The following is a 22,635-nucleotide window of genomic DNA, read 5'->3' as shown; positions in this document are numbered from 1 at the left end:
AATTCGGCTTAGGTGAAGGTAGGGCGTTTTCGCTGCCGATCTCCCCCCTCGAGGGGGAGATGGGCGCGAAGCGGCCAGAGGGGGTCGGTTCGACCGGGCTCGGCCTCCTGCGGCAGAAGGAAGTCGCGCTTCATGCGAGGCGACCCCCTCTGTCGCCTTCGGCGACATCTCCCCCTCGAGGGGGGAGATTACTCGCTCACACCGCAATCCTTGGCCGTCCCGACGCCACCGCGACGACATGCGCCTCGATGAACATGCGCTGGCCCTCGACGGTCGAGACGCGGAACTCGCTGGCGATTTCGATCTCGGCGTTGTCGGTGCCGGCATCCTTCGCCCGCCCGGCGGCAATCGCCCGCACGTCTTTCTCCGCCGCGGCGATCGCCGCCGCCTCGTCGTTGAAGTCGCGCACGCTTTCGCCTGAGGCGACACGGAACAGCCCTTCCTTGGGCTGGCTGACCCGCGCCTCGGCCGAGACCCGGACCTGGCCGACGACGGCGCCGAGCGCATTCGCGACATCGGTATCCTCCGGCACCACGCATCGATTGCCGACCAGCTCGGCCAGCCCGGCATAGTGCAGCGGCGCCGAGGCGCCGAGGCCGATGACTGGGCGGTCGAGCGCGACGCTGAGGCGGGCGATGCCGGGATGGGCGTCGACAGCGCGCTGGACCAGCGCATGGGCGACGGTCGCCGCGCCATCCAGCCCATCCTCGGCGAAGGCGGTCTCGAGGATGACTTCGGCCGACAGGCGGGTCAGCGCGGTCAGCACCCGTTCCGAGATCGCCTCCGGCGAGGCGGCGATGAACTGGCCGCGGCCGTCGCGCCTGCGCGCGAACAGCTCGGCACCCAGACGTGCCGCGGCCGCATCCCAATTGGCCTGCCTGCCCAGCACATGCGCGGCGTCCGACGGCGTGAAGCCGGCGACATGCACCAGCCCGCGCGATACCAGCCGGTTCAAGGTGGCGTTCTGGGCGTTCGAGGTCAGCAATCTGTCGAGAGCCTGCGGCACAGCACCGATCAGCTCGTAAAGCTTGGCTTCGGCGCCGGTCAGTCCGGCCGCCAGCCGCTCCGGCACGCCGGTGCGCACCGCCAGCCGGCCATCCATGCGGCCGGGGTTGGGCGCGCGCAGCTGGCGTTCGAGCTCTGATGTGACGGCCTCGCCATGCATCAAGCCGGCCAGCGCCAGCGGCACCAGGCGGCGCGGGCCGAGCAGGATTCTCGGATTGAGCGCGCCGTCCTCCAGCGCCACTTCGGAATCGCCGCCGAGGCCAAAGGCGCGCATGGCGACGGCTTCGACCATGGTGCGGAACCCGCCGACGGTGGCGCCTTCCGGATCGAGCCGCGGCCGGCCCTTGTCGAGCACGGCGACGTCGGTGGTGGTGCCGCCGATATCGGAGACCACGGCATCGTCGAGGCCGGTCATGTGGCGGGCACCGACGAGGCTGGCGGCCGGGCCGGACAGGATGGTCTCGATCGGCCGCTGGCGGGCAAAGGCGGCCGAGACCAGAGCGCCGTCGCCGCGCACCACCATCAGCGGGGCGGCGATGTTGCGCGCGGCCAAAAAGCCTTCGGTTGCCGCGACCAGCCGGTCGATCATCGAGATCAGCCTGGCGTTGAGCAATGTCGTCAGCGCCCGGCGCGGGCCGCCGAGCTTGGCCGACAGTTCGTGGCTGGCGGTGACCGGCAGGCCGGTCCTGTCGCGGATCAGGTTCCGCGCGCTTAGCTCATGCGCCGGGTTGCGGGTGGCGAAATAGGCGCAGACGGCAAAGCCGGACACCGACTTTTCCAGTTCCGGCAAAGCTGCCTCCAGCCCGGACAGATCGAGCTTTGCCGCATTGCCGTGGACATCGTGGCCGCCGGGGCAGAACACCACCGGGTCGGTGCCAAGCGCCGCCTTCAGCCCGTCGCGGGCAAGGTCGCCCTCGGCAAAGCCGATCATCACCAGCGCCACGCGGCCGCCCTGGCCCTCGACCAGCGCGTTGGTGGCTAGCGTCGTCGACATAGATACCAGTTTGATCGCTGCCGGGTCGGTGCCGGCCATTTCGAGCACCGCATCGACCGCGCCGGAGATGCCGACCGCCAGATCATGGCGCGTGGTCAGCGCCTTGGCCTTGGCCAGCACTTTGCCGTTAGGGCCGCCGGCTTCCGACCACAGCACGGCGTCGGTATAGGTGCCGCCGGTGTCGATGCCGAGGAACAGGGGTGAGGGTTTGGGCTTGGCGGTCATATTTGGGTCCGGAGAATTCGTCTCCGCCCCTTAGCGGATATGAACGGGCCGATAAAGGCACGAGCGCTGGGCCAAGGCAGCGTAATCTCCCCCCTCGAGGGGGAGATGGCCGGCAGGCCAGAGGGGGTCGTCTCGCGTGGAGCGCCGGCATTCTCTGGCCGCGATGGCGTTGGCGTCAGGACGCACCGACCCCCTCTGTCGCCTTCGGCGACATCTCCCCCTCAAGGAGGGAGATAGCGGCGGCCCCTACCCCACAAACCCCACGCGCTTGTGCGAGCCATCGCAGAACGGCTTGTTGGCGGAGTGGCCGCAGCGGCAGAGGAAGGTGCGTTGCGTGCGGTCGACCGTGTGGCCGGTGCCGGTGACGATTTCGACATTGCCTTCGAGCTTGAGCGGGCCGTTGGTCGTCGGTGTGACGGTCAGCGGGCCATCCCGCACCTCCAGCGCCGGCGCGTCCTTCAGCGCCGGCTCGCCGGTGGCGGTGAAGCCCGATTTGGTGTGGCTGCCGTCGCAGAACGGCTTGTTTTCCGAGGCGCCGCAGCGGCAGAGCGTGGCGCGGTAAAACGTTTCGCCGCCCAACACAATCTCGGCATGGACGGCAAGCGGACCGTTTTCCCTTATGCGCACAATGTTGACCACCGGCGGCTGTTCCTGCGGCCCGCCGTCCTTGCGGACATAGGTGATGGCGCCGGACGGGCAGGCTTCGGCGAGCGCCACGATCTTCTCGACGCTGGCCGCCTCGGGGTGGATCCATTGGCCGGGCGCATTGGGCACGAAGACATGCGGATCGCCCAGCACGCAATTGCGCGAATGGATGCAGCGGCGCCCGGAAAAGCCGATATCGATTTTTTCGCCTTCGACCACTGCCATGGGTGCATCTCCTTGCTGAAGGCGTCACGCTATGGCGGCGGCCGGGACGGCGTCAAGCTGCCTGAGAGGCTGGGCGCCTGATCTCCCCCCTTGAGGGGGAGATGTCGCCGAAGGCGACAGAGGGGGGCGGCCCGACTGGGCTCGGCCTGCTACTGCAGAACAGGCCGGCGCTCCACGCGCGGCGACCCCCTCTGGCCTGCCGGCCATCTCCCCCTCAAAGGGGGAGATTTGCCACGTCACGGCACCAGATCGATCTCCTCGGTCTCGCCGCCGCTGCAGGTGTAGCAGCAATCGTCGCATTTTTCCGTGTTGGCGGGGCCGACACCCCAATAGGTATTCTCGTCACCATCGACCCAGGCGCCGTAGCAGATCGATTCGCCGTCATTGCAGGACAGCGGGATCGACTTGGTCTCGCCGTCATTGAGATAGTAATCCTGATTGTTGCCCGGCCAGACATGGTCGCGGTCCTGGCTGTAGAGCTCGACGCGCATGGCGTTGGGATGGCTGTTCCTGATCTCGAAGGTGACATCGCCGGCATGCGCGGCTGGCGCAAACAACACGGCGAAGAAGAGCGCCGCGGCGGCGCGGCTCGCGAAAGCGTAAGACAACATGGAATTCCCCCCGGAATGAAACGGCCTGCCCGGCCGCGAGGGGGAACATGGCATGGCGGCGGGATGGGTGGAAGGGGGTGCGCCATTTGCACATCGCGAAAGCGCAGCGTTGCCAAGCAAGACCCCTCTCCGGTTTGTTTCGCAAACCACCTCTCCCCACTTCGTGGGGCGAGGAAATGCCGATCGCCGAAGCCTCACAAGACCTGGGTTCCTCGCCCCCACAAAGTGGGGGAGCCGCGAAGCGGCCGGAGAGGGGCGGTCCGACCGGGCTCAACGATCGGGCTTCAGCAGCGTCCAGATCCAGCCGATGAATGTGGGCACCAGGAAGGGATATCCGGCAGCGGGCAGCGGCGCCGAGGTCGGCAACAAAGGGTTGCCCCACAGGGTCAGGCCCACTGAGACGACAAACAGCAAAGCCGCCACGACAGCGGCAAGCCGCGTCCACAGCGCGAAGGTTTTCGGCGCTGACCATGACCAGCGCCGCCGCCCAAAGCGAGATGCCGCCGACATAGGAGGGGACGCTGGCCTCAAGCCCCGCCGCATTGCCGGCCAGCAGCAGGCTTTCGCCGGCGAGAAAGGTCAGAAATCCAGCCGCCACGCAGAGGGAGCGTCCGTGACGTTAGAGAGTTCACTCGATGGGAAAAGATTGGAGAGATGCCCGGAAAAGGGGCAGGTCAGGCCCATCTCGGCTCTGAATTCTCGGACTCTTAAGAAACTCCTCAATCGCTGGCCTATACTGCTCGACAAACATGCTGCGGGTTCTACCGAGTCTTCTATGTATCTCGCCATTTATCTCCGGCCATCCCGCCAGATACTTCGCAAAAAATAATAATAAAGAGCCTCTGCTTGCAGGGAACTGTGCGGAATACAAATGGCGCACAAGCTTCTCAGCCGCTATTTCCATCAATCGGTCGTCGCCGTCGTCTCTAATGAGGGTGTCTCTAATCCTGTCAAGGGCATGGTTGGCAAACTTTGCTTTATCCCGTCCGTACTGTAGGAGCGCAGAAATACCCACGCTTCTATTTTCCAATATTCCAGCAATAAGAATCGCTATGCGTTCTTCCTGGCGGCGCGCAGATCGCACCTCGATAAGTAAATCTCTGACCCCGCTTTCTTGCACATTGTCATATTTCTCGTATGTAGGGGTAGGTATAGCGATCATGTCTGGGACGATCGCAAATTCGGAAATTATCGCATCCTTTAAGAGCTCTTCATTCATCAAAGCTCGGTCGCCGTCGTCCAGAGCATCTAGGTGAAGTAGTAATTCGCCTCCCGCGCCTATGGATGCGCCCAATCTCGCGCGAGCGCCTAGGATACGTTTTGCAACATCTGCGTTTGGGGCTAATGCGACCAGATTACCCCAAACTGCCGACCTAAGAGCGGCTCCCTCGTAAAATGCCCTTGCAGACGGCAACCCGGCTGAGTTGACGAGCTCTTCACGCATTGAGAGACGAGCAAGTTTTTTTCTTGGGCGTTGCCGATCAGTTCCGCAACCTGCAAGGCAATTGCATTTCTCTTAGGAAAGCGAGATATGAAGCCCCGTAGGATGGGCGCTAGACTTGTAGCCGTGCCCAGATGGCAAAAGCCGTCCTCTGTGACAAACGCGAGAACGTGCTCATCTCCACCTTTAACGGTGAAATCATTTTGCTGCAGGACAATCTGTTCAGACGTCCTTTCAAATTCAAAAAAGCCAGAAATCAATCCGGTATACTCATCTATATACTGGACAACTTCTGTATGCGGCCTTGCGGGCGTCTTCAGTATTGGAAGGGCAAAGCCAACCAAATCATCTAGAAATGGCAAACACCCCACGACGAAGAAGGTCTGAGTGCTGTTCACAAGTCCCCCCAAGCTAAATACAGATCTCTAACCGCAGCTTCGAGATGGGCCTGATAGTAGTCAGGGTGACGACCAGGTACGAACGTATAAAGGCTGACCACGACACCACTTTGGACAAGCCTCTCAAGCCATGGCGCCCCCTTTTCGCCATCCCAAAGCGTATGTGGGACAACTACGGCGGATAGATTGCCTTCGATAGAGATTGGTTCGCCAAAAATTACCTCGATTGAGCAAATTCTGTCGTCTGGTTCATTGCGCCCGGGCGATGTTAAGAGATCCAAGTAAGCCTGAGCGTGAAACTCCCAGGCTTCTGCTGCTCGCCCGGAATCGATCTTTGACGTGTCACCTTCGAAATATTCCTTACGGGCGCCAAACAAGGCTGAAATAATCCGGTTGGGCCGCGTGGTGTCGCCTTCCAAGCTAAAGTCCTCGACTGTCATCTCATCCATAAGGATTCGACTGTATAACCGCTTGTCGAATGCTCCAGTGTCGAATGCAAAGATCGCTTTGGCCTTTTGAATGAGCGATGCGTCAAAAATGAAACAAAAAGGGCAGGCCGCTTCAACGCGTATCGAACCATCGCCGGCAACGCGATAAGCGGGCCGCCCATAGAAAAGATATGCAAGGGGCTCGCCAAAGACTTTGCAATCGCTTACCGAGACGGCATTTGAGCGGATGATATCCTCTGCGACAATACCTTTCGTAATATGAGTTAAGGGCATGAGCCCCCACTTGGGATCTGGGTGCTTATCCACCCAACTCCTAAATCCGGGTCGACCGCCAACCAACTTTGGCATCATTCCCCCCTACAAAACGAAAGGAACGGAACTCCGTATTTGCGCATGAAAACTTTCCCCCCGAAGCCGAGGCAACGATACAATCGGGGGTAGAGAATGCAAGGGTGACTGGGGTGTTCACCCCGTCTTCACCGCGCAGCTCCAGCGCCGCGCTGGCGGGGGGCCCGCTGCCTCCGGCAGCTCCCCCGCTTTCGAAGCCTGACATCGATCCACCGGATCGATGTCTCGGCGCACGCGCTGCGCGCGGTTGCCAACCGGCTTCTCAATCCCCCATCTTCAGCGCCTGGATAAACGCCTCCTGCGGGATATCCACCTTGCCGAACTGGCGCATCCGCTTCTTGCCCTCTTTCTGCTTGTCGAGCAGCTTGCGTTTGCGCGAGACGTCGCCGCCGTAGCATTTGGCGGTGACGTCCTTGCGCAGCGCCGAGATGGTTTCGCGGGCGATGACCTTGCCGCCGATCGCCGCCTGGATCGGGATCTTGAACAGATGGTGCGGGATCAGCTCCTTCAGCTTCTCGCACATCTGGCGGCCGCGCTTTTCCGCCGCCGTGCGGTGGACCAGCATCGACAGCGCGTCGACCGGCTCCTCGTTGACCAGGATCGACATTTTCACCAGGTCGCCCTCGCGATAGTCGGTCAGGTGATAGTCGAAGGAGGCATAGCCCTTGGAGATCGACTTCAGACGGTCGTAGAAGTCGAAGACCACCTCGTTGAGCGGCAAATCGTAGATCAGCATGGCGCGCTTGCCGACATAGGACAGGTCGGCCTGGATGCCACGCCGGTCCTGGCAGAGTTTCAGGATGCCGCCGAGATAGTCGTCGGGGGTGAGGATGGTGGCGCGGATCCACGGCTCCTCGATGGCCGATATCTTGACCACCTCGGGCATGTCGGCCGGATTGTGCAGTTCCTTGACCGTGCCGTCGTTCAACAGCAGGCGGTAGACGACCGAGGGTGCGGTGGCGATGAGGTCGAGGTTGAACTCGCGCTCCAGCCGCTCCTGGATGATTTCAAGATGCAAAAGGCCGAGGAAGCCGCAGCGATAGCCGAAGCCGAGCGCGGCGCTGGTTTCCATTTCAAAGGAGAAGGACGCGTCGTTGAGGCGCAGTTTGCCGACCGCGGCGCGCAGGTCTTCGAAATCGGCGGCGTCGACCGGGAACAGGCCGCAGAACACCACCGGCTGCGCCGGCTTGAAGCCGGGCAGGGCTTGTGCCGTCGGGCGCTTGTCCTCGGTGATGGTGTCGCCGACGCGGGTATCGGCAACCTCCTTGATCGAGCCGGTGAAGAAACCGAACTCGCCGGGGCCGAGCTCGTCGACATTGATGCGGGCGGGCGTGAAGACGCCGGTGCGCTCGACCAGGTATCTGGCGCCGGTGCCCATCATGCGGATGGTCTGGCCCTTCTTCAGCACGCCGTCGATGATGCGCACCAGCACGATGACGCCGAGATAGGCGTCGTACCAGCTATCGACCAGCATCGCCTTCAATGGAGCCGTGATGTCGCCCTCGCGCGGCGGCGGCAGATCGTTGACGATCGCCTCCAGCACGTCCGGAATGCCCAGCCCGGTCTTGGCCGAGATCAGCACGGCGTTGGAAGCGTCGATGCCGATCACCTCCTCGACCTGCTCGCGGATGCGCTCGGGCTCGGCGGCGGGCAGGTCGACCTTGTTCAGCACCACGACGATCTCGTGGTTGTTGTCGATGGCCTGGTAGACATTGGCCAGCGTCTGCGCCTCGACGCCTTGCGAGGCATCGACGACCAGCAGCGAGCCCTCGCAGGCGGCAAGCGAGCGCGACACTTCATAAGCGAAGTCGACATGGCCGGGCGTGTCGATCAGGTTGAGGATATAATCCTCGCCATTGTTGGCGCGGTATTTCAGCCGCACCGTCTGCGCCTTGATGGTGATGCCGCGCTCGCGCTCGATGTCCATCGAGTCCAGCACCTGCTCCTTCATGTCGCGCAGCTCCAGCCCGCCGGTCGACTGGATCAGCCGGTCGGCAAGCGTGGATTTGCCATGGTCGATATGGGCAACGATGGAGAAGTTGCGGATGTTCTTGATCGGCGTGGTCATGCGGCGCGCTTTAGCAGGGGCACGGTATATCGGCAAGCGGCGGGGCGCGGGTGCGACGGCAAGGCGGCAAAGTCGTTAAACTTTGATCCATGAGATTAGAGCATAGTTCGCGCCCGGCGTGATAGCCCACCGGTCTATCGCCGTTTCGGGGGATCGGAATGCCGCTGTCAGCACGCAAGTTTCTCAGATCGGTGAGCGGCTCGTTCGCGCCGATGCTCGCCATCCTGCTTATCCCGATGGTTGCCGCATTGGGCTTTTCCATCGACTATACCTCGGCGGTTTCAACCAGGGCATCGATGCAGAACGCCCTCGATGCAGCGTCGCTGTCGATCACGACGCTTGCGACGGACACCTCATTGGCGGACCGCCAGGTAAAACTGCAGGAGGTATACCTGGCCAATGGCGGGCAAGGCACGGCCAAGCTCGACAGCTTCGTCGTCGCCACCGACGGCGCCGCCAGCATCAAGGCTTCGGCCGGCTTTGCCATGCCGACGAATTTCATGCAGATCGCCAGGATCAACACGGTGCAGGTCGGCGTTGCGTCCGCAGTGACAAAGCGGCCGGCGCTGGTGCAAGCCACGTTCAAGGTGACCAAGGTCTCGGGCTGGTGGGGCAAGACAATGACGCTCTACGGCACCAAATTCGGGGACACGGTGGCCAACAAGCTGATGAAGATCACCTACACATACAACGGTTATGGCGATCCGAAAGGCTATGGCACGGCGACCGTCTCCACCATCAACGGAGCGACGATCACTACGGTCCAGCAGCAGGTGTGTACGACCACCACGGTGCTCAGCTTTTATGGGCTGCCCAGCACCACGATCACCCAGACCGCTTCCAACGGCAAGAAATATGCGACCACCTGCGTCAACACCATGTACCCGGCGACCGGTGCCGGCGCGGTGATCGACGTCAGCCAGATGGACCAGCTCTATCTGCAGATGGATGTGCCGTCAGGCAATCCAACGGTGCTCAAATCGAACGATCCGGCAACATCGAACCGCCTCTACGCGGACGGCGTCGAGATCGCCAGTGGCCAAACGGTCGATATCTTTACGCTGGTGCCGTGCGGCCAGACCAGCACACAAGCGTGGGAAGACGGGGGATCGCCGGTGCCGACATCTCCGACCATCACCGATTCCAACGCGGACTTTTTCTACACAGTAACCGGCAAGTGCGCCTTCAATCAGCGGGCATCGGAAACGCTGTTGACACAATAGGACGCCGCAGCTGAGTGCGAGGGATATCGGCCCGCTTAGGCTGCCCGTCCATCACACCGCCGCCCGTCACACCGGGTGGCGTGTTGGTTGCGAGCGACCGTCTTCCCTTTGCCCCCTGTGGGAGAAGGCGGCCGAGCGAAGCTCGGTCGGATGAGGGGTGTTCCAGGGAACGCCGACGCCTCATTTCTTCCAGCACCCCTCAACCGTCTCGGCGCTTCGCGCCGATCCACCTTCTCCCACAAGGGGAAGGGAGAGCTGCGAACGATCACGAAGCGGTGATGCTGTAACGAACCGTCTGTCGGCGGCGAAGTGTGGACATGGAACCGCACAGGAGAACAGCGATGACCGGATCGAGACGCAGCACAGCCCTGAAGGGGCTCGCCGCAATGCTGTTTTCGGCAACTGTGCTGTCGGCAACCGGCGCGGCCGCCGGCCAGACGCAGACCGTCGTCGAGCTGTTCACCAGCCAGGGCTGCTCGTCCTGCCCGCCGGCCAACGCCAATCTGATCAAGGTCAAGGACCGGCCCGGCGTGCTGGCGCTGTACTTCAACGTCACCTACTGGGACTATCTCGGCTGGAAGGACACATTCGGCAAAGAAGAATTCACGCAGCGCCAGGTCCGCTATGAACCGTCGCTCGGCCGTTCCGGCCCGTTCACGCCGCAAGTGGTGGTCAACGGCAAGGCCGATGCGGTCGGCGCCAGGCCGGGCGAGATCGAGCAGCTGATTTCGAGCGGCGGCCACGCCGACGGACCTTCGCTGTCGCTCGCCGACGGGACGGTCAGCATCGGCGCCGGTCCGGTTCCCGGCGGCAAGGCCGACGTCTGGCTGGTGCGTTACGGCAAGGGCGTCGTCGAGGTGCCGGTGGCGCGCGGAGAAAACACCGGCCGCACGCTGCCGCACGCCAATGTCGTGCATTCGCTGACCAGGCTGGGCAGTTGGACCGGCGACGCCACCGCGCTGCCGCTGCCGGCGACGATGGGCGGCCTTAGCACGGCGGTGCTGGTGCAGGTGCCGGGCGGCGGGCCGATCCTTGCTGCCGCTACGAACTAGAAACCCTCCCGAAATTCCCCCAACGCGCAGCGGCGCCGCCGCATGCCGTCAACCCCTGCCAAACCCAAGGAGATCATCATGACCAATCGTTTGACCAATCGCCCGACCCTGGCGGCACTCGCCTTCGCACTTTGCTCGACGGCGCTGTTCGCAGGAGGCGCGGCGCGGGCCGAAGATGCGATGAAGCCGGCGATGGCGACAAACGCCATGAAGCCGGCAGCGGGCGCCATGAAGCCGGCAACGGACGCAATGAAGCCGGCCGGCGCCATGGCGGCTGACGCGATGGCCACGACCGCGATGAAGGCGACAGATCCTATGAAGGCCGACTGCATGAACAAGGCCGACGCCGAGACGGACGCCATGAAGAAGGCAGAGGCGACCAAGGCCTGCGATGCCATGGCTCCGGCCAAATAGGCGATGCGCACAGCAATGTGAGAGCCCGGCGGACCTATCCGTCGTATAATCCACACCACATCATGGGAGATCAGACATGACCGCAGCCGTGAAACGATCGTCGATTTTCGCAAAAGCAGCAGCTGCCGCGCTCATCCTCACGGCCGCCGCCGCCGTATTCTGGCAGACTCCGGCAGTCTCGGCCGAAGACGCGGTGGTGATCCCGCCGCCGGCAATGGACGAGAAGGCCACCGCCGGCACCGAAAAGGCGGTCTTCGCCGGCGGCTGCTTCTGGGGTGTGCAAGGCGTGTTCCAGCACGTCAAGGGTGTCACCAGCGCCGTCTCCGGCTATGCCGGCGGCGACAAGGACACGGCCGTCTATGAAATGGTCGGCACCAGCCGGACGGGCCATGCCGAATCCGTCGAGATCACCTACGAGCCGTCCAAGGTTACTTACGGCCAGCTGCTGCAGGTGTATTTCTCAGTGGCGCACAATCCGACGCAACTGAACTACCAGGGGCCGGACAGCGGCACACAGTACCGTTCGACGATCTTTGCCGAAAACGACACGCAGAAAAAGATCGCCGAAAGCTATATCGCCCAGCTCGACAAGGCCAAGGTGTTTCCTAAGCCGATCGTGACGACGCTGGAGACCGGCAAGAGCTTCTATCCGGCCGAGGACTACCACCAGGACTTTCTGACCCTCAACCCGACCTATCCCTATATCGTCTACAACGATTTGCCCAAGGTCGAGAACCTCAAGCGGCTGTTCCCCAACCTCTACAGCGAAAAGCCGGTGCTGGTGCTGGCCGCCAACAAGAGCTGAGCTTTTGCGCCGGCGGGCGCGACGGAGAATAAGCGTCGGCGATCCTTCGCACCCCCCTCTGTCCTGCCGGACATCTCCCCCGCAAGGGGGGAGATCGGCTATCACCTCGACCTTCGCCAAATCTCCAACGTTCAGGACGAGCGGAGCGCTGAAACTGCTAATCTCCCCCCTTGCGGGGAGATGGCCGGCAGGCCAGAGGGGGGTGCTGTCCCGCCAACGTCTCGAAACTACCTCCCCTTTTTCCAGGGCAGGCTCCAGCGCACTTTCTCCAGCGTCGCCTTTGCCTCGGCCGAGTCCGGGTCGGGCTCTGTCTCGCGATAATGCGCCGAGCCCTCCGGCGGGTAGGCAAGCGTGTTGTTGAGGGCAAATTTGTCGATCTGGCTGAAGTCGGGGAAAGGCAGATTTTGCGCCTCGCGCCAATCGCCGACCCTTTTCTCCGCGGCAATGCGTTTTTCGTCGTCGACCGGAAGGTCGGTGGCTCTGTATTCCAGTGACGAAGGGAAGGCGAACTGCGCGCCGGCATCATCCATGACGTTGATCATGGACAACAGGATGTCCTCGCGGATGGCTTGAAAATCGGCCACGTCGGCGGTTTTGATATAAGTGAACACGTCGATATCGAGCGAATAGGCGCCGAAGCCGGCAAAGCGCACGCGGCACGGCTCATCGATAACGCGCGGATGGGCAATCAGCAGCTTGCGCAGCTCGGCCAGGACGTAACGCAGCTGATCGGGCGTCGTTTCGTAGCGCAGCTGCAGCGTCGTCGCGAACCGGGTGCGGTCGCGATGGGCGTAGTTCTCGATCTGCATGCCGGCGAAATCCGAGTTCGGCACCGAGATGATCGTGCGGTCGAGCGACCTGATGCGCGTCGAGCGCATGCCGATATGCTCGATCGTGCCGGACTGGTCGCCGAACTTGCAGAAGTCGCCGACGCTTACCGGCCGGTCGGCATAGAGCGTCAGGCCGGAGAGGAAGTTCTGCAGCGTCGGCTGCGCGGCCAGCGCCACCGCCAGACCGCCGATGCCGAGACCGGCGATGACGCCTTCGTAGGGGATGGCGAGCACTTCTGCCAACAGCAGGAAGGCGACGACCAGCACGGCGACGCGCGCGACGCCGGTGGACAGCGAAATCAGCGTGTCGTGATAGCCAGGCACTTGCCAAAGTCCGCGATAGTGTTCGGCGACCTTGCCGATCAGATGCCAGACCACCGGCACCGCGCCGATCACGATCAGGCTCCAGGCGATTGCCTTGACCGGGGCGGCGACCACTTGCGGCAGACCGAGCGGGCGCAGCGTCAACAGCAGGAAGAAGCCAAGCACGATCGAGCGCACCGCCCATTCGACGATGCGGAAGAAGGCCGAGCTTTCCGTCCTTCGGACAAACAAGGAAATCAGCGCATTGGCGATGAAGCCGAAGACGATGCCGGCCAGTGCGGCAAGGCCGAGCATCCACCATTGCCAGTGCTCCATCGGGCCGGCGCGGGTGAGCAGGCCGGGGCTGATCTCGCGGGCGAGGCCACGGGCGATGAAGAACGGGTCGGTGCTGGCGAAGGCGGCGAATTCCGGCGCCACCGGCACGTCTTCGACGTCGGCGTAGAGCGCGCGGATGTGGGCGAGCGTCTCGGGCGTGAACTGCCAGATCTTGCGCTTGCCGGTGCCGTCGGGGTCAGTCTCGACCGGGCCGATGACGATGTTGCCGGCGGGATGCTCGAAATAGACGAAGGGGGTGTTGCTCTTCGGATCGTCGGGGATCTCCTGCCAATAGACATAGCCGATGCGGTCGATGACCTTTTTGAGATAGCGCTCGAGCAGGAACGCCTCGTCGCCACGCACCGCCTGACTGTAGTTGCGCAGGTCGAGCGCCGCCTGGGCCGGGTCGCCGGCTTCGGTGAGGCCGCTCAACAGTACCTTGAACGTGTCGCGCGGTGAGGCGAGCCTGCTCGGATCGTCGACCATGTCGACGGCTTCGCCACGCGCTTCCTGGAATTCGGCGAGCTTTGCCTGGAGCTCGCCAAGTGGCGGCCCGACGATGAACCAGTCGCCATTCTTGCGGCGAAAAGTGACGGCGAAGGAGATCCTGGTGCCGTATTGCGGCAGCGTCGCCGTCACCTCGTCGCCGGCAATCGCGTCATGCGGCAGGCTCCACAGACGGAACGTCGCGTTGTCGATGACGGTGAACAGCAGCTTGGTGTAATCGGGCATGTTGAGGCCACCGCGGTCGGCCTCGGTGACATCGACGAGACCCGCCGCCAGACCGGCAAGACCCATGCCGCCGCCGGTGGCGCGCGGCACGTTGTCGGCGCCGCTCTCGTTCATCGTCTGCAGGAACGAGCGCATGGTGCTCATCGGGCTCGACTGGTCGACACGCACGTCCTCGACGGCGCTGACGCGCACACCTGTCCACCATTCGGCGGTGGCGGCATCGAAGCGGCCCATGAAGCTGCCGCCGTCAGGCGATTGGACGAAGGTGAAGGCGCCCTGGCGGTCGCCTTCGAACCAGTGGCCGACAAGCTTGTCGCCTTCGGCCTTGGCCTCGATACGGCCGTTATAAAGCGGGTACACGCCCTTTATGTCAGTGCCCGTCTGCTCGAACTTGATCTGGGCGCCGCCGCCGCGCCACTTCGTGTCCCACACGCCGGTCCAGTTGGCCGCGTCCTGGGCATGCGCCTGCGGCATCGCCGGCAGCAGGCCGGCAAGCGCGAGTGCGCCGATCAGCGCGACCGTCCGGATCAGCAAAAGCAGCAGCCGATCCGGTCCTGCCGCAGAAAAGGGGTTCATTCTGTTGCCCTTCTTCTTGCCGGCGATTCTGCTGGGCCGGCCAGAGAAGGTTATTCCGCTTGAAGATGAATATTCTGTTTCAAGCTGCGACGGCGATGCCGGTCAGTCATAGGTCAGATCCGTCGCCTTGCCGGCGAACACCCGGTAGGCAAAGAACGAATAGAAGATGATGATCGGCAGCACGACGACCGTGCCGACCAGGATGACGGCCAGGCTTTCGGGTGCCGAAGCAGCCTGCCAGATGGTCAGCCGGTCGGGCACCACGAAGGGGTAGAAAGACCAGGCGAGGCCGGCAAAGCCGAGCGTGAAGATAGCGGCCAAGGTCAGGAACGGGAGCAGCGCGTGGCGGTCGCCGGGTTTCGGCAGATGGAAGGTCTGGCGCCACAGCCACAGGAACAGCACTGCCGACAGGATCGGCAGCGGTGACAAATAGAGCATGGCCGGCCAGACGAACCATTTGTCGAAGATGCGCGCGCTGGCAAAGGGCGTGGCCAGCGATACCGCGACCATGCCGAGCGCGGTCAGCACCAGCGCCGTGCGCAGCCACAGCACCGCCTTCTTCTGCAGATCGCCTTCGGTCTTATAGATGACCCAGGCCGCGCCCATTGCCGCGTAGGCCGCGGCAAGGCAGAGCGCCACCAGCGCGCCGAACGCCATGCCGCCAGGGCCGACGTCGAGGCCGAGCACATAGATGCCGAGCATATAACCTTGCGCCAGCGAAGCGACGACCGAGCCGAGGAAGAAGATGCGGTTCCAGCGGTGTTTCCTGCCGGCCGGCACCTTGGCGCGGAAATCGAAGGCGACGCCGCGCAGGATCAAGCCGACCAGCAGCACGAAAACCGGAATGTAGAGCGCGGTCAGAATGGTGCCGTGCGCCAGCGGGAAGGCGACCAGCAGCAGGCCGACCGCCAGCACCAGCCAAGTCTCGTTGGCGTCCCAGAACGGGCCGATCGCGGCGATCATCGTATCCTGTTCGGTGCCTTCGGCTGCGGCGAACAGGATGCCAATGCCGAGATCGAAGCCGTCGAGGATGACGTAGATCAGGATGGCGAGGCCCATCAGCCCGGCGAAGATCAGAGGCAGCAGGGTCGGCCAGTCGAAGCTCATGATGTTTCTCCTGGTTGCGCAACCGGCTGCGACAGCGGCCTGTTCATGACGCCCGGCAGCGGCGAGGTGTCTCCATCCTTCGCCGCCTTCAATGCCAGATGCACCAACACGCCGAGATAGGCGATCAGCAGCAGCACGTAGAGGCTGAGATAGACCGCGAGCGACAGCGCGACATGGCTGCCGGCGACCGGCCCGACAGCATCGGCGGTACGCAGCACGCCGGTGACCAGCCAGGGCTGGCGGCCGATCTCGGTGGTGTACCAGCCGGCCAGCGTCGCCAGCCAGCCGGACAGCGCCATCGGCACCATGACGAGCGCCAGCGGCTTGGGCAGGCTGTGGCGGCGCTTGAGGAAGAAGGCCGCCGACCAGGAGACGGCGAGCATAAGGAGGCCTGTGCCGACCATGATGCGAAAGCCCCAGAACACCGGAAATACCGGCGGATGGTTGCCGGCATAATCGTTCAGCCCCGGCACGACGCCGCCGGCGCTGTGCCTGAGGATGAGGCTGGCGCCGTCGGGAATGGTGAGCTCGAACCTGTTCTCGCTCGCCGCTTCATCGGGAAGCGCAAACAGCACCAGCGGCACGTTGGGACCGGTGTTCCAGTTGGCCTCCATGGCGGCGATCTTCTGCGGCTGGTGTTCGAGCGTGTTGAGGCCGTGCTGGTCGCCGGCGAAGATCTGGATCGGGATCAGGATCGCGGCGGTGAAGACGCCGGTGCGCAGCGCCTTCCACATCGATTCCGAACGATCGCCGTAGAGATAGCGCAGCGCCGACAGGCCGGCGATCAGGAACGAGACGGTCAGCCCCGAAGCAAGCAGCATATGGACGAGCCGGTAGGGCATGGACGGATTGAAGACAACGGCCCACCAGTCGGTGGCGTGCGCTACACCATCGCGCATCTCGAAGCCGGCCGGCGTCTGCATCCACGAATTGAGTGCTATGATCCAGAAGGCGGACAAGGTGGTGCCGCCGGCCACCAGCACCGTCGCCAGCGTATGGATGCGGTTCGAGACGCGGCGGAAGCCGAACAGCATGATGCCGAGGAACGCCGCCTCGAGGAAAAAGGCGGTCAGGATCTCGTAGGCCAGCAGCGGGCCGGCAATGTTGCCGACCGTCTCCATATAGCCCGGCCAGTTGGTGCCGAACTGAAAACTCATGGTGACGCCGGAAACCACGCCCATGGCGAAGGACAGCGCGAATACCTTAACCCAGGTGAAATAAGCGCGCATCCAGGCGGAATCGTTGGTCGCGTTGTAGCGGAGCTTGAAGAACAGCAGCACCCAGCCGAGCGCGATGGTGATCGCCGGGAACAGGATGTGGAACGAGATGTTCGCGCCGAACTGTATGCGCGACAGGATGAGCGGGTCCATGGCGGCTCCGGCTGCTGCTTGTTTGTACAAGGATAGGCTTCATGCGCGGGACGGTCAAAGCGGCGTCCCGCCGCGAGGCGGAACGCCGCAGTGCCGGTGAATCTGCTTCTGCGCGGAATTTGGCTGGACGATCGGGCAGGTGTCGCCTATTCCGGCGAACCTCGATGTCCAGAACTGTCAGGAGCGGCATTGACATCCGGATTTGCGAACCGACATTCAGCGGATTAAATCAACAACTCTGTTTCAAGCAGCCGTTTTCAGCCATGCAGCCGATCATCTCGATTTCCGGGGTCACCAAGACCTACGCCACCGGCTTCAAGGCGCTGAAGGAGATCAATCTCGATATAGTGCGCGGCGAGATCTTTGCGCTGCTCGGGCCGAACGGCGCCGGCAAGACGACGCTGATCTCGATCGTCTGCGGCATCGTCAACCGCTCGTCGGGTTCCGTCACCGTCGACGGCCATGACATCAACCGCGACTACCGCGCGGCGCGCAGTCTGATCGGGCTGGTGCCGCAGGAGCTGACCATCGACGCCTTCGAGAGCGTGTGGGCGACGGTCAATTACAGCCGCGGCCTGTTCGGCAAGCCGGCGGACAAGGCGTTCATCGAAAAGGTGCTGCGCGACCTGTCGCTCTGGGACAAGAAGGACGCCAAGGCGATCACGCTATCCGGCGGCATGAAGCGCCGGCTGATGATTGCCAAGGCGTTGTCGCACGAGCCGCGCATCCTGTTCCTCGACGAACCGACGGCAGGCGTCGATGTCGAGCTGCGCCAGGACATGTGGGCGATGGTGCGCAGGCTGCGCGAAGACGGCGTCACCATCATCCTGACCACGCACTACATCGAAGAAGCGGAGGCGATGGCCGACCGCGTCGGCGTCATTAACCGCGGCGAGATCGTGCTGGTCGAGGACAAGGCCGAGCTGATGCGGAAGCTCGGCCGCAAGCGGCTTGTGCTGGAACTGCGCAGTCCCCTGGCCACCGTTCCCGACGCCTTTTCGCGCTACGCGCTGGAGCTTTCGCCGGATGGCGGGCAACTGACCTATACTTATGACAACCAGAGCGAACGGCCGGGCGTCGCCTCGTTGATCCGCGAGCTCGAGGCGGCCGGCATCCAGTTCCGCGACATCGATACGGAAAACAGCTCGCTCGAGGAGATCTTCGTCAATCTGGTGAGGAAACAGGCATGAACCCGCGCTCGGTCATGAACCTTCATGCGGTATGGGCGATCTATCGGGTGGAGATGGCGCGCGCCCTTCGCACGGTGCTGCAGAGCATTGTTTCGCCGGTCATTTCGACGTCCCTCTATTTCGTCGTCTTCGGCTCGGCCATCGGCTCGCGCATCACCGAGATCGACGGCATCAGCTACGGCGCCTTCATCGTGCCGGGGCTGATCATGCTGTCGCTGCTGACGCAGTCGATCTCCAACGCTTCTTTCGCCATCTATTTTCCGAAATTCGTCGGCTCGATCTACGAATTGCTGTCGGCGCCGGTGTCCTATCTGGAGATAGTCATCGCCTATGTCGGGGGTGCGGCGACAAAGTCGATCGTGCTTGGCCTGATCATCCTGGCGACGGCCTCGCTGTTCGTGCCGCTTCACATCGAGCATCCGTTCTGGATGCTCGCCTTCCTGGTGCTGACGGCGGTGACCTTCAGCCTCTTCGGCTTCATCATCGGCATCTGGGCGAAGAGCTTCGAGCAGCTGCAGCTGGTGCCGCTGCTGATCATCACGCCGCTGACCTTCCTCGGCGGCAGCTTCTATTCGATCAACATGCTGCCCGGCATCTGGCGCACGGTGACGCTGTTCAACCCGGTCGTCTACCTGGTCAGTGGCTTCCGCTGGAGCTTCTACGGCAAATCCGACGTTTCGGTCGGCGTCAGCCTCGGCATGACGGTTGTTTTCCTGCTCGTCTGCATAGCAATCGTCGCCTGGATCTTCAGGACCGGCTACCGGCTGCGCAACTGATCGACTGGCCTGCCAGGCAAAGCAGCCTTATCAGTCAACGGAAACAGCGCTGAGTGCAGCCCTTGCGACGATGCCCTTGATCTTCATGTCTTGTTATATATCATGTTATTGTTTTTCGCGAGACGGATTGGCATATGGAAGACGTCGTACGATCGCTTGGTTTTTTGTGCCTGGGCAGCAGGATGAAGCGTATAGGCGAGCAACTGCAAGCGGAGGCGCAGCGCCTGCTGGACCGGCTGGATGTTCCGGTTCAGGCGAGCCAATACCCACTGCTGGCCGCGCTCGACAGGCTGGGCCCGCTGCCTGTCGGGGAACTGGCGCAATCGCTTGGCATCGCGCAGCCAGGTATAACGCGAAGCGTCTCGCTTCTGGCCGGATTGGGATTGCTCGAGGTTAGTCCGTCGACCGATGACCAGCGGCGCAGGATTGTCTCTCTCACTCGGGACGGCCGGCGGCTGGTCGATGTCGCAAAGCGCGAGGTCTGGCCGCGCATCGAAAACGCCGTTGCGGATTTGTGCGCGGATCTTTCGGGGCCGCTTCTTGAGCAGCTGACCGCCATCGAGGACGGTCTAGCCGCGGCTCCTCTCGACCGTCGAGTGAAAAATCCGGAGGCCGCGGCGTAATGAGACACCTGCTCGACCGCCCTATCTGGAGCGCGCTTCAGACGCGACATCGGGCGTTCGCACAAGGTAATGACCTCGCCAGGCGGTATCGGCCGTCGATCGTTCCGTTCGCCGCCACTGGCGCCGACGACGCCGAAAGCCTGCGGGCGCTCGAACAGCTTGTCTCCGCGGGCGAGAGTGTCATCCTGCTTCAGTCGGACGCCATTGCTCTGCCCGCGGGGCTTTTTGCGACTTCCACCGCAGCCGGGGTTCAAATGATTGCCGAGCGGCCGTTGCAAACCGTGTCTGACCAACGTGTGCAACGTCTGACCCGAGACGATGCGGCTGAGATGCTCGCCCTGGCATTGCTCACCAAGCCTGGCCCATTCACGCTCGAAGCCCTGAGCCTGGGCGATTTTTGGGGCGTGAAAATCGAGGGCAGACTTGTGGCAATGGCCGGCGAGCGCATGAAGCAACCTGGCTATACCGAACTCAGCGGGGTGTGCTCACATCCGGAATTTCGCGGCGGTGGCCTAGGCAAGCTGCTGTCCCTGTTCGTGGCAAACCGGATAATGGCGCGCGGCGAAGTTCCCTATCTCCACGCCTATGCCAGCAACGCCACGGCCATCAGACTATACGAGTCCATTGGCTTCAGGTTGCGAAGCACAATGAATGTGGCCGTGGTTCAGCGCACCGAATGATTGGTCGGCGCATGATGCGCAGCATGGATGCATCTCATATCAGGAAAGGAAGGATTTCGTATGGTCGAAATCCTTCCTCGAGACTGCAAGGCCTTCCTGCGTCTCAGACCGCGATCTTGCCGCCGCCTTGCCTGGTGATGGCAACGACCGCCGGGCGCACCGGCATGTCCGGCTTGAAGTCAGGCCAGCGGGTCGACAAATCCTCATAATAGGAGGGACGCCCAAAAGCCTCCCAGTCCTCGCCACCGTCGCCTGGATGCTGGACAGCAACGAAAGCAGTCTGGTCGTCCGGCGCAAACAGGGGACCACACATTTCGGCGCCGATCGGCACACGGAAAAACAGCTTTGAGGTCGCCCGCGCCGGGCCTTCCGTGTCGACCGCCCACAGGCCGTCGGTGCGGCCTGTGGCCTTCGGGCCCTGGCCGTCGGTAGCAACCCAGAGGCGGCCGGCCGAATCGACCGCGCAATTGTCCGGCATGCCGAACCAGCCATTGGCAGTGGTTGCGGTGGAGAAGGTGGCGCCGATTTCGGCCACGGCGGGATCACCGCATTTCAGCAGGATTTCCCACTTGCCCTTGGTCGCAGCGAAATCACCGCCATCCTCGACGATCTCAATGATATGGCCAAAGGCGTTTTCGGCGCGCGGATTGGCGGCGTCGACCTGATCGGCCTTGCGCTTCGAATTGTTGGTCAGCATGACATAAACCTTGCCATTGGCGGCATTGGGCTGGATGTCTTCCGGGCGGTCCATCTTGGTGGCGCCAAGCAGGTCGGCGGCACGGCGCGTCTCGATCAGCACGTCGGCCTGGCTGGCAAAGCCGTTTTCCGCCCCCAGCGGCCCCTGGCCGAAGACGATCGGCAGCCATTCGATCGAACCGTCCTCGGCGAACTTGGCGACATGCAAGGTGCCGTCGTCGAGCAAATTCATGTTGGCGGCGCGATCGTCCGGATTGAACTTGCCTGTGGTGACGAACTTATAGACATAGTCGAAACGCTCGTCGTCGCCGAGGTAGAAGACGACACGGCCATCCTTGGCGACGATCGATTCTGCGCCCTCATGCTTGAAACGGCCCATGGCGGTGCGCTTCCTCGGCACCGACGTCGGATCCTGGACGTCGACCTCGACGATCCAGCCGAAGCGGTTCGGCTCGTTCGGCTCCTTGCCGATATCGAAACGGTCGTGATGCGCCGCCCATTCATAGGCGCCTTCGGGAATGCCGAGGCGCTTGTAATTGGCCGCCTCGTTATGGCCCTGCGGCAGCTCGCCCGAGAAATAGCCGTGGATGTTCTCCTCGGCCATGACATAGGTGCCCCACGGCGTGACGCCGCCGGCGCAGTTGTTGAGGGTGCCGATGACCTTCGTGCCGCTCGGGTCGGTGCTGGTCTTGACGCGGTCGTGGCCGGCGACGGGGCCAGACAGTGCCATCTCGGTATTGGAGGTGATGCGGCGGTTGTGCTTGCCGTCGCGCACGACCTGCCATTTGCCGGCTTCTTTGCGGATCTCGACAATGGTGCCGCCATGCGCGGCCATCTCGACATCGACTTGCTCCTTGCTGAGGGGCGCCTGCTTGGCTTTGCCATCGACGATGGTGACGAGGCCCGGGAACATCAGATGCGGATTGGTGTATTCGTGGTTGACGACCAGCAGGCCGTGCTCGGCCGAGCCGCCGATCGGGATATAACCGACATAGTCGTTGTTGTAGCCGAATTGTCTGGCCTGGGCTTCCGCCGACTGTTTTGTCGGATCGAATTCCGGCGAATCGGCGAACAGCGGATCGCCCCAGCGCAGCAGCACGTCGGCGTCATAGCCAGGTGCGACGTGATGCTTGTCGTCGATGCCGGCCTCGAGCTCGTCGAAAGCGAAAGCGGAGCCTTCGGCGGCGCGGGCGTTGTCGGCGGCGATCAGCGCCAGCGGGCTAACGGTAGCGGCTATGGCCGAGACGGCAAGCGAGCCCTTGAGGAAGCCGCGGCGCGAGAACCGCGCGGCGATGATCTCACCCATGGTGCGGTTGTCGGTGGGATTGGCTCCTGGCCCATCGTTTTCCTCGAGCAGGCTGGTGCGGAAATGGGCGTCAGGGGTGCGGTGTTCGGTCGAGCGCTGTTCAGTCATGGGGGCCTGCCTCTGGCTGGATGGATTGCTGGAGCGTGTTGCCTGGCCAATCCGGTATTACCGGCAGGTCACAGTTTGATGACATGCGGGCTAATTGCC

Annotated in this window: 20 protein-coding genes; 8 read left to right on the top strand and 12 right to left on the bottom strand. The window is 63.0% G+C overall.

What is annotated here, in order from left to right; genetic code table 11:
• Positions 1–196 precede the first annotated feature (196 nt).
• The 8 genes from NKH80_RS24750 to lepA form a co-directional block, all read right to left on the bottom strand.
• A complete protein-coding gene (locus tag NKH80_RS24750) occupies positions 197–2,224 on the bottom strand; it encodes a hydantoinase/oxoprolinase N-terminal domain-containing protein (RefSeq protein ID WP_352994163.1) in 2,028 nt (675 codons plus the stop codon).
• 246 nt (positions 2,225–2,470) lie between these two features.
• The gene (locus tag NKH80_RS24745; protein WP_352994160.1) at positions 2,471–3,094 is read right to left on the bottom strand and encodes a CDGSH iron-sulfur domain-containing protein; all 624 of its coding nucleotides are present in this window, start codon (positions 3,092–3,094) and stop codon (positions 2,471–2,473) included.
• A gap of 236 nt (positions 3,095–3,330) precedes the next feature.
• Positions 3,331–3,705 carry a hypothetical protein gene (locus tag NKH80_RS24740; RefSeq protein WP_352994157.1) on the bottom strand — a complete coding sequence of 125 codons (375 nt, stop codon included), beginning with the start codon at positions 3,703–3,705 and terminating at the stop codon, positions 3,331–3,333.
• Positions 3,706–3,975: 270 nt separating this feature from the next.
• Entirely contained in the window at positions 3,976–4,215 is a 240-nt protein-coding gene (locus tag NKH80_RS24735; protein WP_352994154.1) for a hypothetical protein, read from the bottom strand.
• A 118-nt stretch (positions 4,216–4,333) separates the two neighbouring features.
• The gene (locus NKH80_RS24730) at positions 4,334–4,924 is read right to left on the bottom strand and encodes a hypothetical protein (protein ID WP_352994151.1); all 591 of its coding nucleotides are present in this window, start codon (positions 4,922–4,924) and stop codon (positions 4,334–4,336) included.
• Between the two features lie 122 nt (positions 4,925–5,046).
• A complete protein-coding gene (locus tag NKH80_RS24725) occupies positions 5,047–5,544 on the bottom strand; it encodes a hypothetical protein (RefSeq protein WP_352994148.1) in 498 nt (165 codons plus the stop codon).
• On the bottom strand, positions 5,541–6,299 hold the full coding sequence (locus tag NKH80_RS24720) for a hypothetical protein (protein WP_352994145.1): 759 nt from the start codon (positions 6,297–6,299) through the stop codon (positions 5,541–5,543). The genes NKH80_RS24725 and NKH80_RS24720 overlap by 4 nt, the downstream gene beginning before the upstream one ends.
• 304 nt (positions 6,300–6,603) lie before the next feature.
• Positions 6,604–8,409, bottom strand: a complete 1,806-nt coding sequence (gene lepA, locus NKH80_RS24715) for a translation elongation factor 4 (protein ID WP_352994142.1) — start codon at positions 8,407–8,409, stop codon at positions 6,604–6,606.
• 158 nt (positions 8,410–8,567) lie between these two features.
• On the opposite strand from lepA, the gene NKH80_RS24710 reads away from it, so the two are divergent.
• The 4 genes from NKH80_RS24710 (at position 8,568) to msrA (ending at position 11,903) form a co-directional block, all read left to right on the top strand.
• Entirely contained in the window at positions 8,568–9,632 is a 1,065-nt protein-coding gene (locus NKH80_RS24710; RefSeq protein WP_352691878.1) for a TadE/TadG family type IV pilus assembly protein, read from the top strand.
• A gap of 341 nt (positions 9,633–9,973) precedes the next feature.
• Positions 9,974–10,684, top strand: a complete 711-nt coding sequence (locus NKH80_RS24705) for a DUF1223 domain-containing protein (protein WP_352994139.1) — start codon at positions 9,974–9,976, stop codon at positions 10,682–10,684.
• A gap of 78 nt (positions 10,685–10,762) precedes the next feature.
• Positions 10,763–11,098 carry a hypothetical protein gene (locus tag NKH80_RS24700; RefSeq protein WP_352994136.1) on the top strand — a complete coding sequence of 112 codons (336 nt, stop codon included), beginning with the start codon at positions 10,763–10,765 and terminating at the stop codon, positions 11,096–11,098.
• Positions 11,099–11,174: 76 nt separating this feature from the next.
• Complete coding sequence (msrA, locus tag NKH80_RS24695) at positions 11,175–11,903, top strand: peptide-methionine (S)-S-oxide reductase MsrA (RefSeq protein ID WP_352476876.1); 729 nt, start codon at positions 11,175–11,177, stop codon at positions 11,901–11,903.
• 227 nt (positions 11,904–12,130) lie between these two features.
• On the opposite strand, the gene NKH80_RS24690 is transcribed toward msrA, so the two are convergent.
• The 3 genes from NKH80_RS24690 to NKH80_RS24680 all read right to left on the bottom strand — a co-directional run bounded on the left by NKH80_RS24690 (position 12,131) and on the right by NKH80_RS24680 (position 17,157).
• A complete protein-coding gene (locus NKH80_RS24690) occupies positions 12,131–14,680 on the bottom strand; it encodes a mechanosensitive ion channel family protein (protein ID WP_352994133.1) in 2,550 nt (849 codons plus the stop codon).
• A 102-nt stretch (positions 14,681–14,782) separates the two neighbouring features.
• Complete coding sequence (locus tag NKH80_RS24685) at positions 14,783–15,787, bottom strand: cytochrome d ubiquinol oxidase subunit II (protein WP_352994130.1); 1,005 nt, start codon at positions 15,785–15,787, stop codon at positions 14,783–14,785.
• On the bottom strand, positions 15,784–17,157 hold the full coding sequence (locus NKH80_RS24680) for a cytochrome ubiquinol oxidase subunit I (protein ID WP_352994127.1): 1,374 nt from the start codon (positions 17,155–17,157) through the stop codon (positions 15,784–15,786). The genes NKH80_RS24685 and NKH80_RS24680 overlap by 4 nt, the downstream gene beginning before the upstream one ends.
• A 263-nt stretch (positions 17,158–17,420) precedes the next feature.
• On the opposite strand from NKH80_RS24680, the gene NKH80_RS24675 reads away from it, so the two are divergent.
• The 4 genes from NKH80_RS24675 to NKH80_RS24660 all read left to right on the top strand — a co-directional run bounded on the left by NKH80_RS24675 (position 17,421) and on the right by NKH80_RS24660 (position 20,426).
• A complete protein-coding gene (locus tag NKH80_RS24675) occupies positions 17,421–18,347 on the top strand; it encodes an ABC transporter ATP-binding protein (protein ID WP_352876957.1) in 927 nt (308 codons plus the stop codon).
• A 14-nt stretch (positions 18,348–18,361) separates the two neighbouring features.
• Entirely contained in the window at positions 18,362–19,123 is a 762-nt protein-coding gene (locus NKH80_RS24670; protein WP_352509411.1) for an ABC transporter permease, read from the top strand.
• Between the two features lie 134 nt (positions 19,124–19,257).
• Complete coding sequence (locus NKH80_RS24665; protein ID WP_352994123.1) at positions 19,258–19,746, top strand: MarR family winged helix-turn-helix transcriptional regulator; 489 nt, start codon at positions 19,258–19,260, stop codon at positions 19,744–19,746.
• On the top strand, positions 19,746–20,426 hold the full coding sequence (locus NKH80_RS24660) for a GNAT family N-acetyltransferase (protein WP_352476871.1): 681 nt from the start codon (positions 19,746–19,748) through the stop codon (positions 20,424–20,426). The genes NKH80_RS24665 and NKH80_RS24660 overlap by 1 nt, the downstream gene beginning before the upstream one ends.
• A gap of 103 nt (positions 20,427–20,529) precedes the next feature.
• Here NKH80_RS24660 and NKH80_RS24655 read toward each other — a convergent pair whose 3' ends face one another.
• Positions 20,530–22,536 carry a PhoX family protein gene (locus NKH80_RS24655; RefSeq protein ID WP_352994120.1) on the bottom strand — a complete coding sequence of 669 codons (2,007 nt, stop codon included), beginning with the start codon at positions 22,534–22,536 and terminating at the stop codon, positions 20,530–20,532.
• Positions 22,537–22,635: the final 99 nt, after the last annotated feature.

It is taken from the genome of Mesorhizobium sp. M0904 (assembly GCF_040319475.1).
Taxonomy (GTDB): Bacteria; Pseudomonadota; Alphaproteobacteria; order Rhizobiales; family Rhizobiaceae; genus Mesorhizobium.
The sequence above is the reverse complement of the archived record's forward strand: the minus strand, read 5'-3'. Positions and strand labels throughout refer to the sequence as shown.

Excerpts from the sequence above, each read along its gene's own strand:
- NKH80_RS24750 (WP_352994163.1), bottom strand. The coding sequence starts at position 2,224 with ATGACCGCCAAGCCCAAACCCTCACCCCTGTTCCTCGGCATCGACACC.
- NKH80_RS24745 (WP_352994160.1), bottom strand. The coding sequence starts at position 3,094 with ATGGCAGTGGTCGAAGGCGAAAAAATCGATATCGGCTTTTCCGGGCGC.
- NKH80_RS24740 (WP_352994157.1), bottom strand. The coding sequence starts at position 3,705 with ATGTTGTCTTACGCTTTCGCGAGCCGCGCCGCCGCGGCGCTCTTCTTC.
- NKH80_RS24735 (WP_352994154.1), bottom strand. The coding sequence starts at position 4,215 with ATGTCGGCGGCATCTCGCTTTGGGCGGCGGCGCTGGTCATGGTCAGCG.
- NKH80_RS24730 (WP_352994151.1), bottom strand. The coding sequence starts at position 4,924 with ATGAATGAAGAGCTCTTAAAGGATGCGATAATTTCCGAATTTGCGATC.
- lepA (WP_352994142.1), bottom strand. The coding sequence starts at position 8,409 with ATGACCACGCCGATCAAGAACATCCGCAACTTCTCCATCGTTGCCCAT.
- NKH80_RS24710 (WP_352691878.1), top strand. The coding sequence starts at position 8,568 with ATGCCGCTGTCAGCACGCAAGTTTCTCAGATCGGTGAGCGGCTCGTTC.
- NKH80_RS24705 (WP_352994139.1), top strand. The coding sequence starts at position 9,974 with ATGACCGGATCGAGACGCAGCACAGCCCTGAAGGGGCTCGCCGCAATG.
- NKH80_RS24700 (WP_352994136.1), top strand. The coding sequence starts at position 10,763 with ATGACCAATCGTTTGACCAATCGCCCGACCCTGGCGGCACTCGCCTTC.
- msrA (WP_352476876.1), top strand. The coding sequence starts at position 11,175 with ATGACCGCAGCCGTGAAACGATCGTCGATTTTCGCAAAAGCAGCAGCT.
- NKH80_RS24690 (WP_352994133.1), bottom strand. The coding sequence starts at position 14,680 with ATGAACCCCTTTTCTGCGGCAGGACCGGATCGGCTGCTGCTTTTGCTG.
- NKH80_RS24685 (WP_352994130.1), bottom strand. The coding sequence starts at position 15,787 with ATGAGCTTCGACTGGCCGACCCTGCTGCCTCTGATCTTCGCCGGGCTG.
- NKH80_RS24680 (WP_352994127.1), bottom strand. The coding sequence starts at position 17,157 with ATGGACCCGCTCATCCTGTCGCGCATACAGTTCGGCGCGAACATCTCG.
- NKH80_RS24675 (WP_352876957.1), top strand. The coding sequence starts at position 17,421 with ATGCAGCCGATCATCTCGATTTCCGGGGTCACCAAGACCTACGCCACC.
- NKH80_RS24670 (WP_352509411.1), top strand. The coding sequence starts at position 18,362 with ATGAACCTTCATGCGGTATGGGCGATCTATCGGGTGGAGATGGCGCGC.
- NKH80_RS24665 (WP_352994123.1), top strand. The coding sequence starts at position 19,258 with ATGGAAGACGTCGTACGATCGCTTGGTTTTTTGTGCCTGGGCAGCAGG.
- NKH80_RS24660 (WP_352476871.1), top strand. The coding sequence starts at position 19,746 with ATGAGACACCTGCTCGACCGCCCTATCTGGAGCGCGCTTCAGACGCGA.
- NKH80_RS24655 (WP_352994120.1), bottom strand. The coding sequence starts at position 22,536 with ATGACTGAACAGCGCTCGACCGAACACCGCACCCCTGACGCCCATTTC.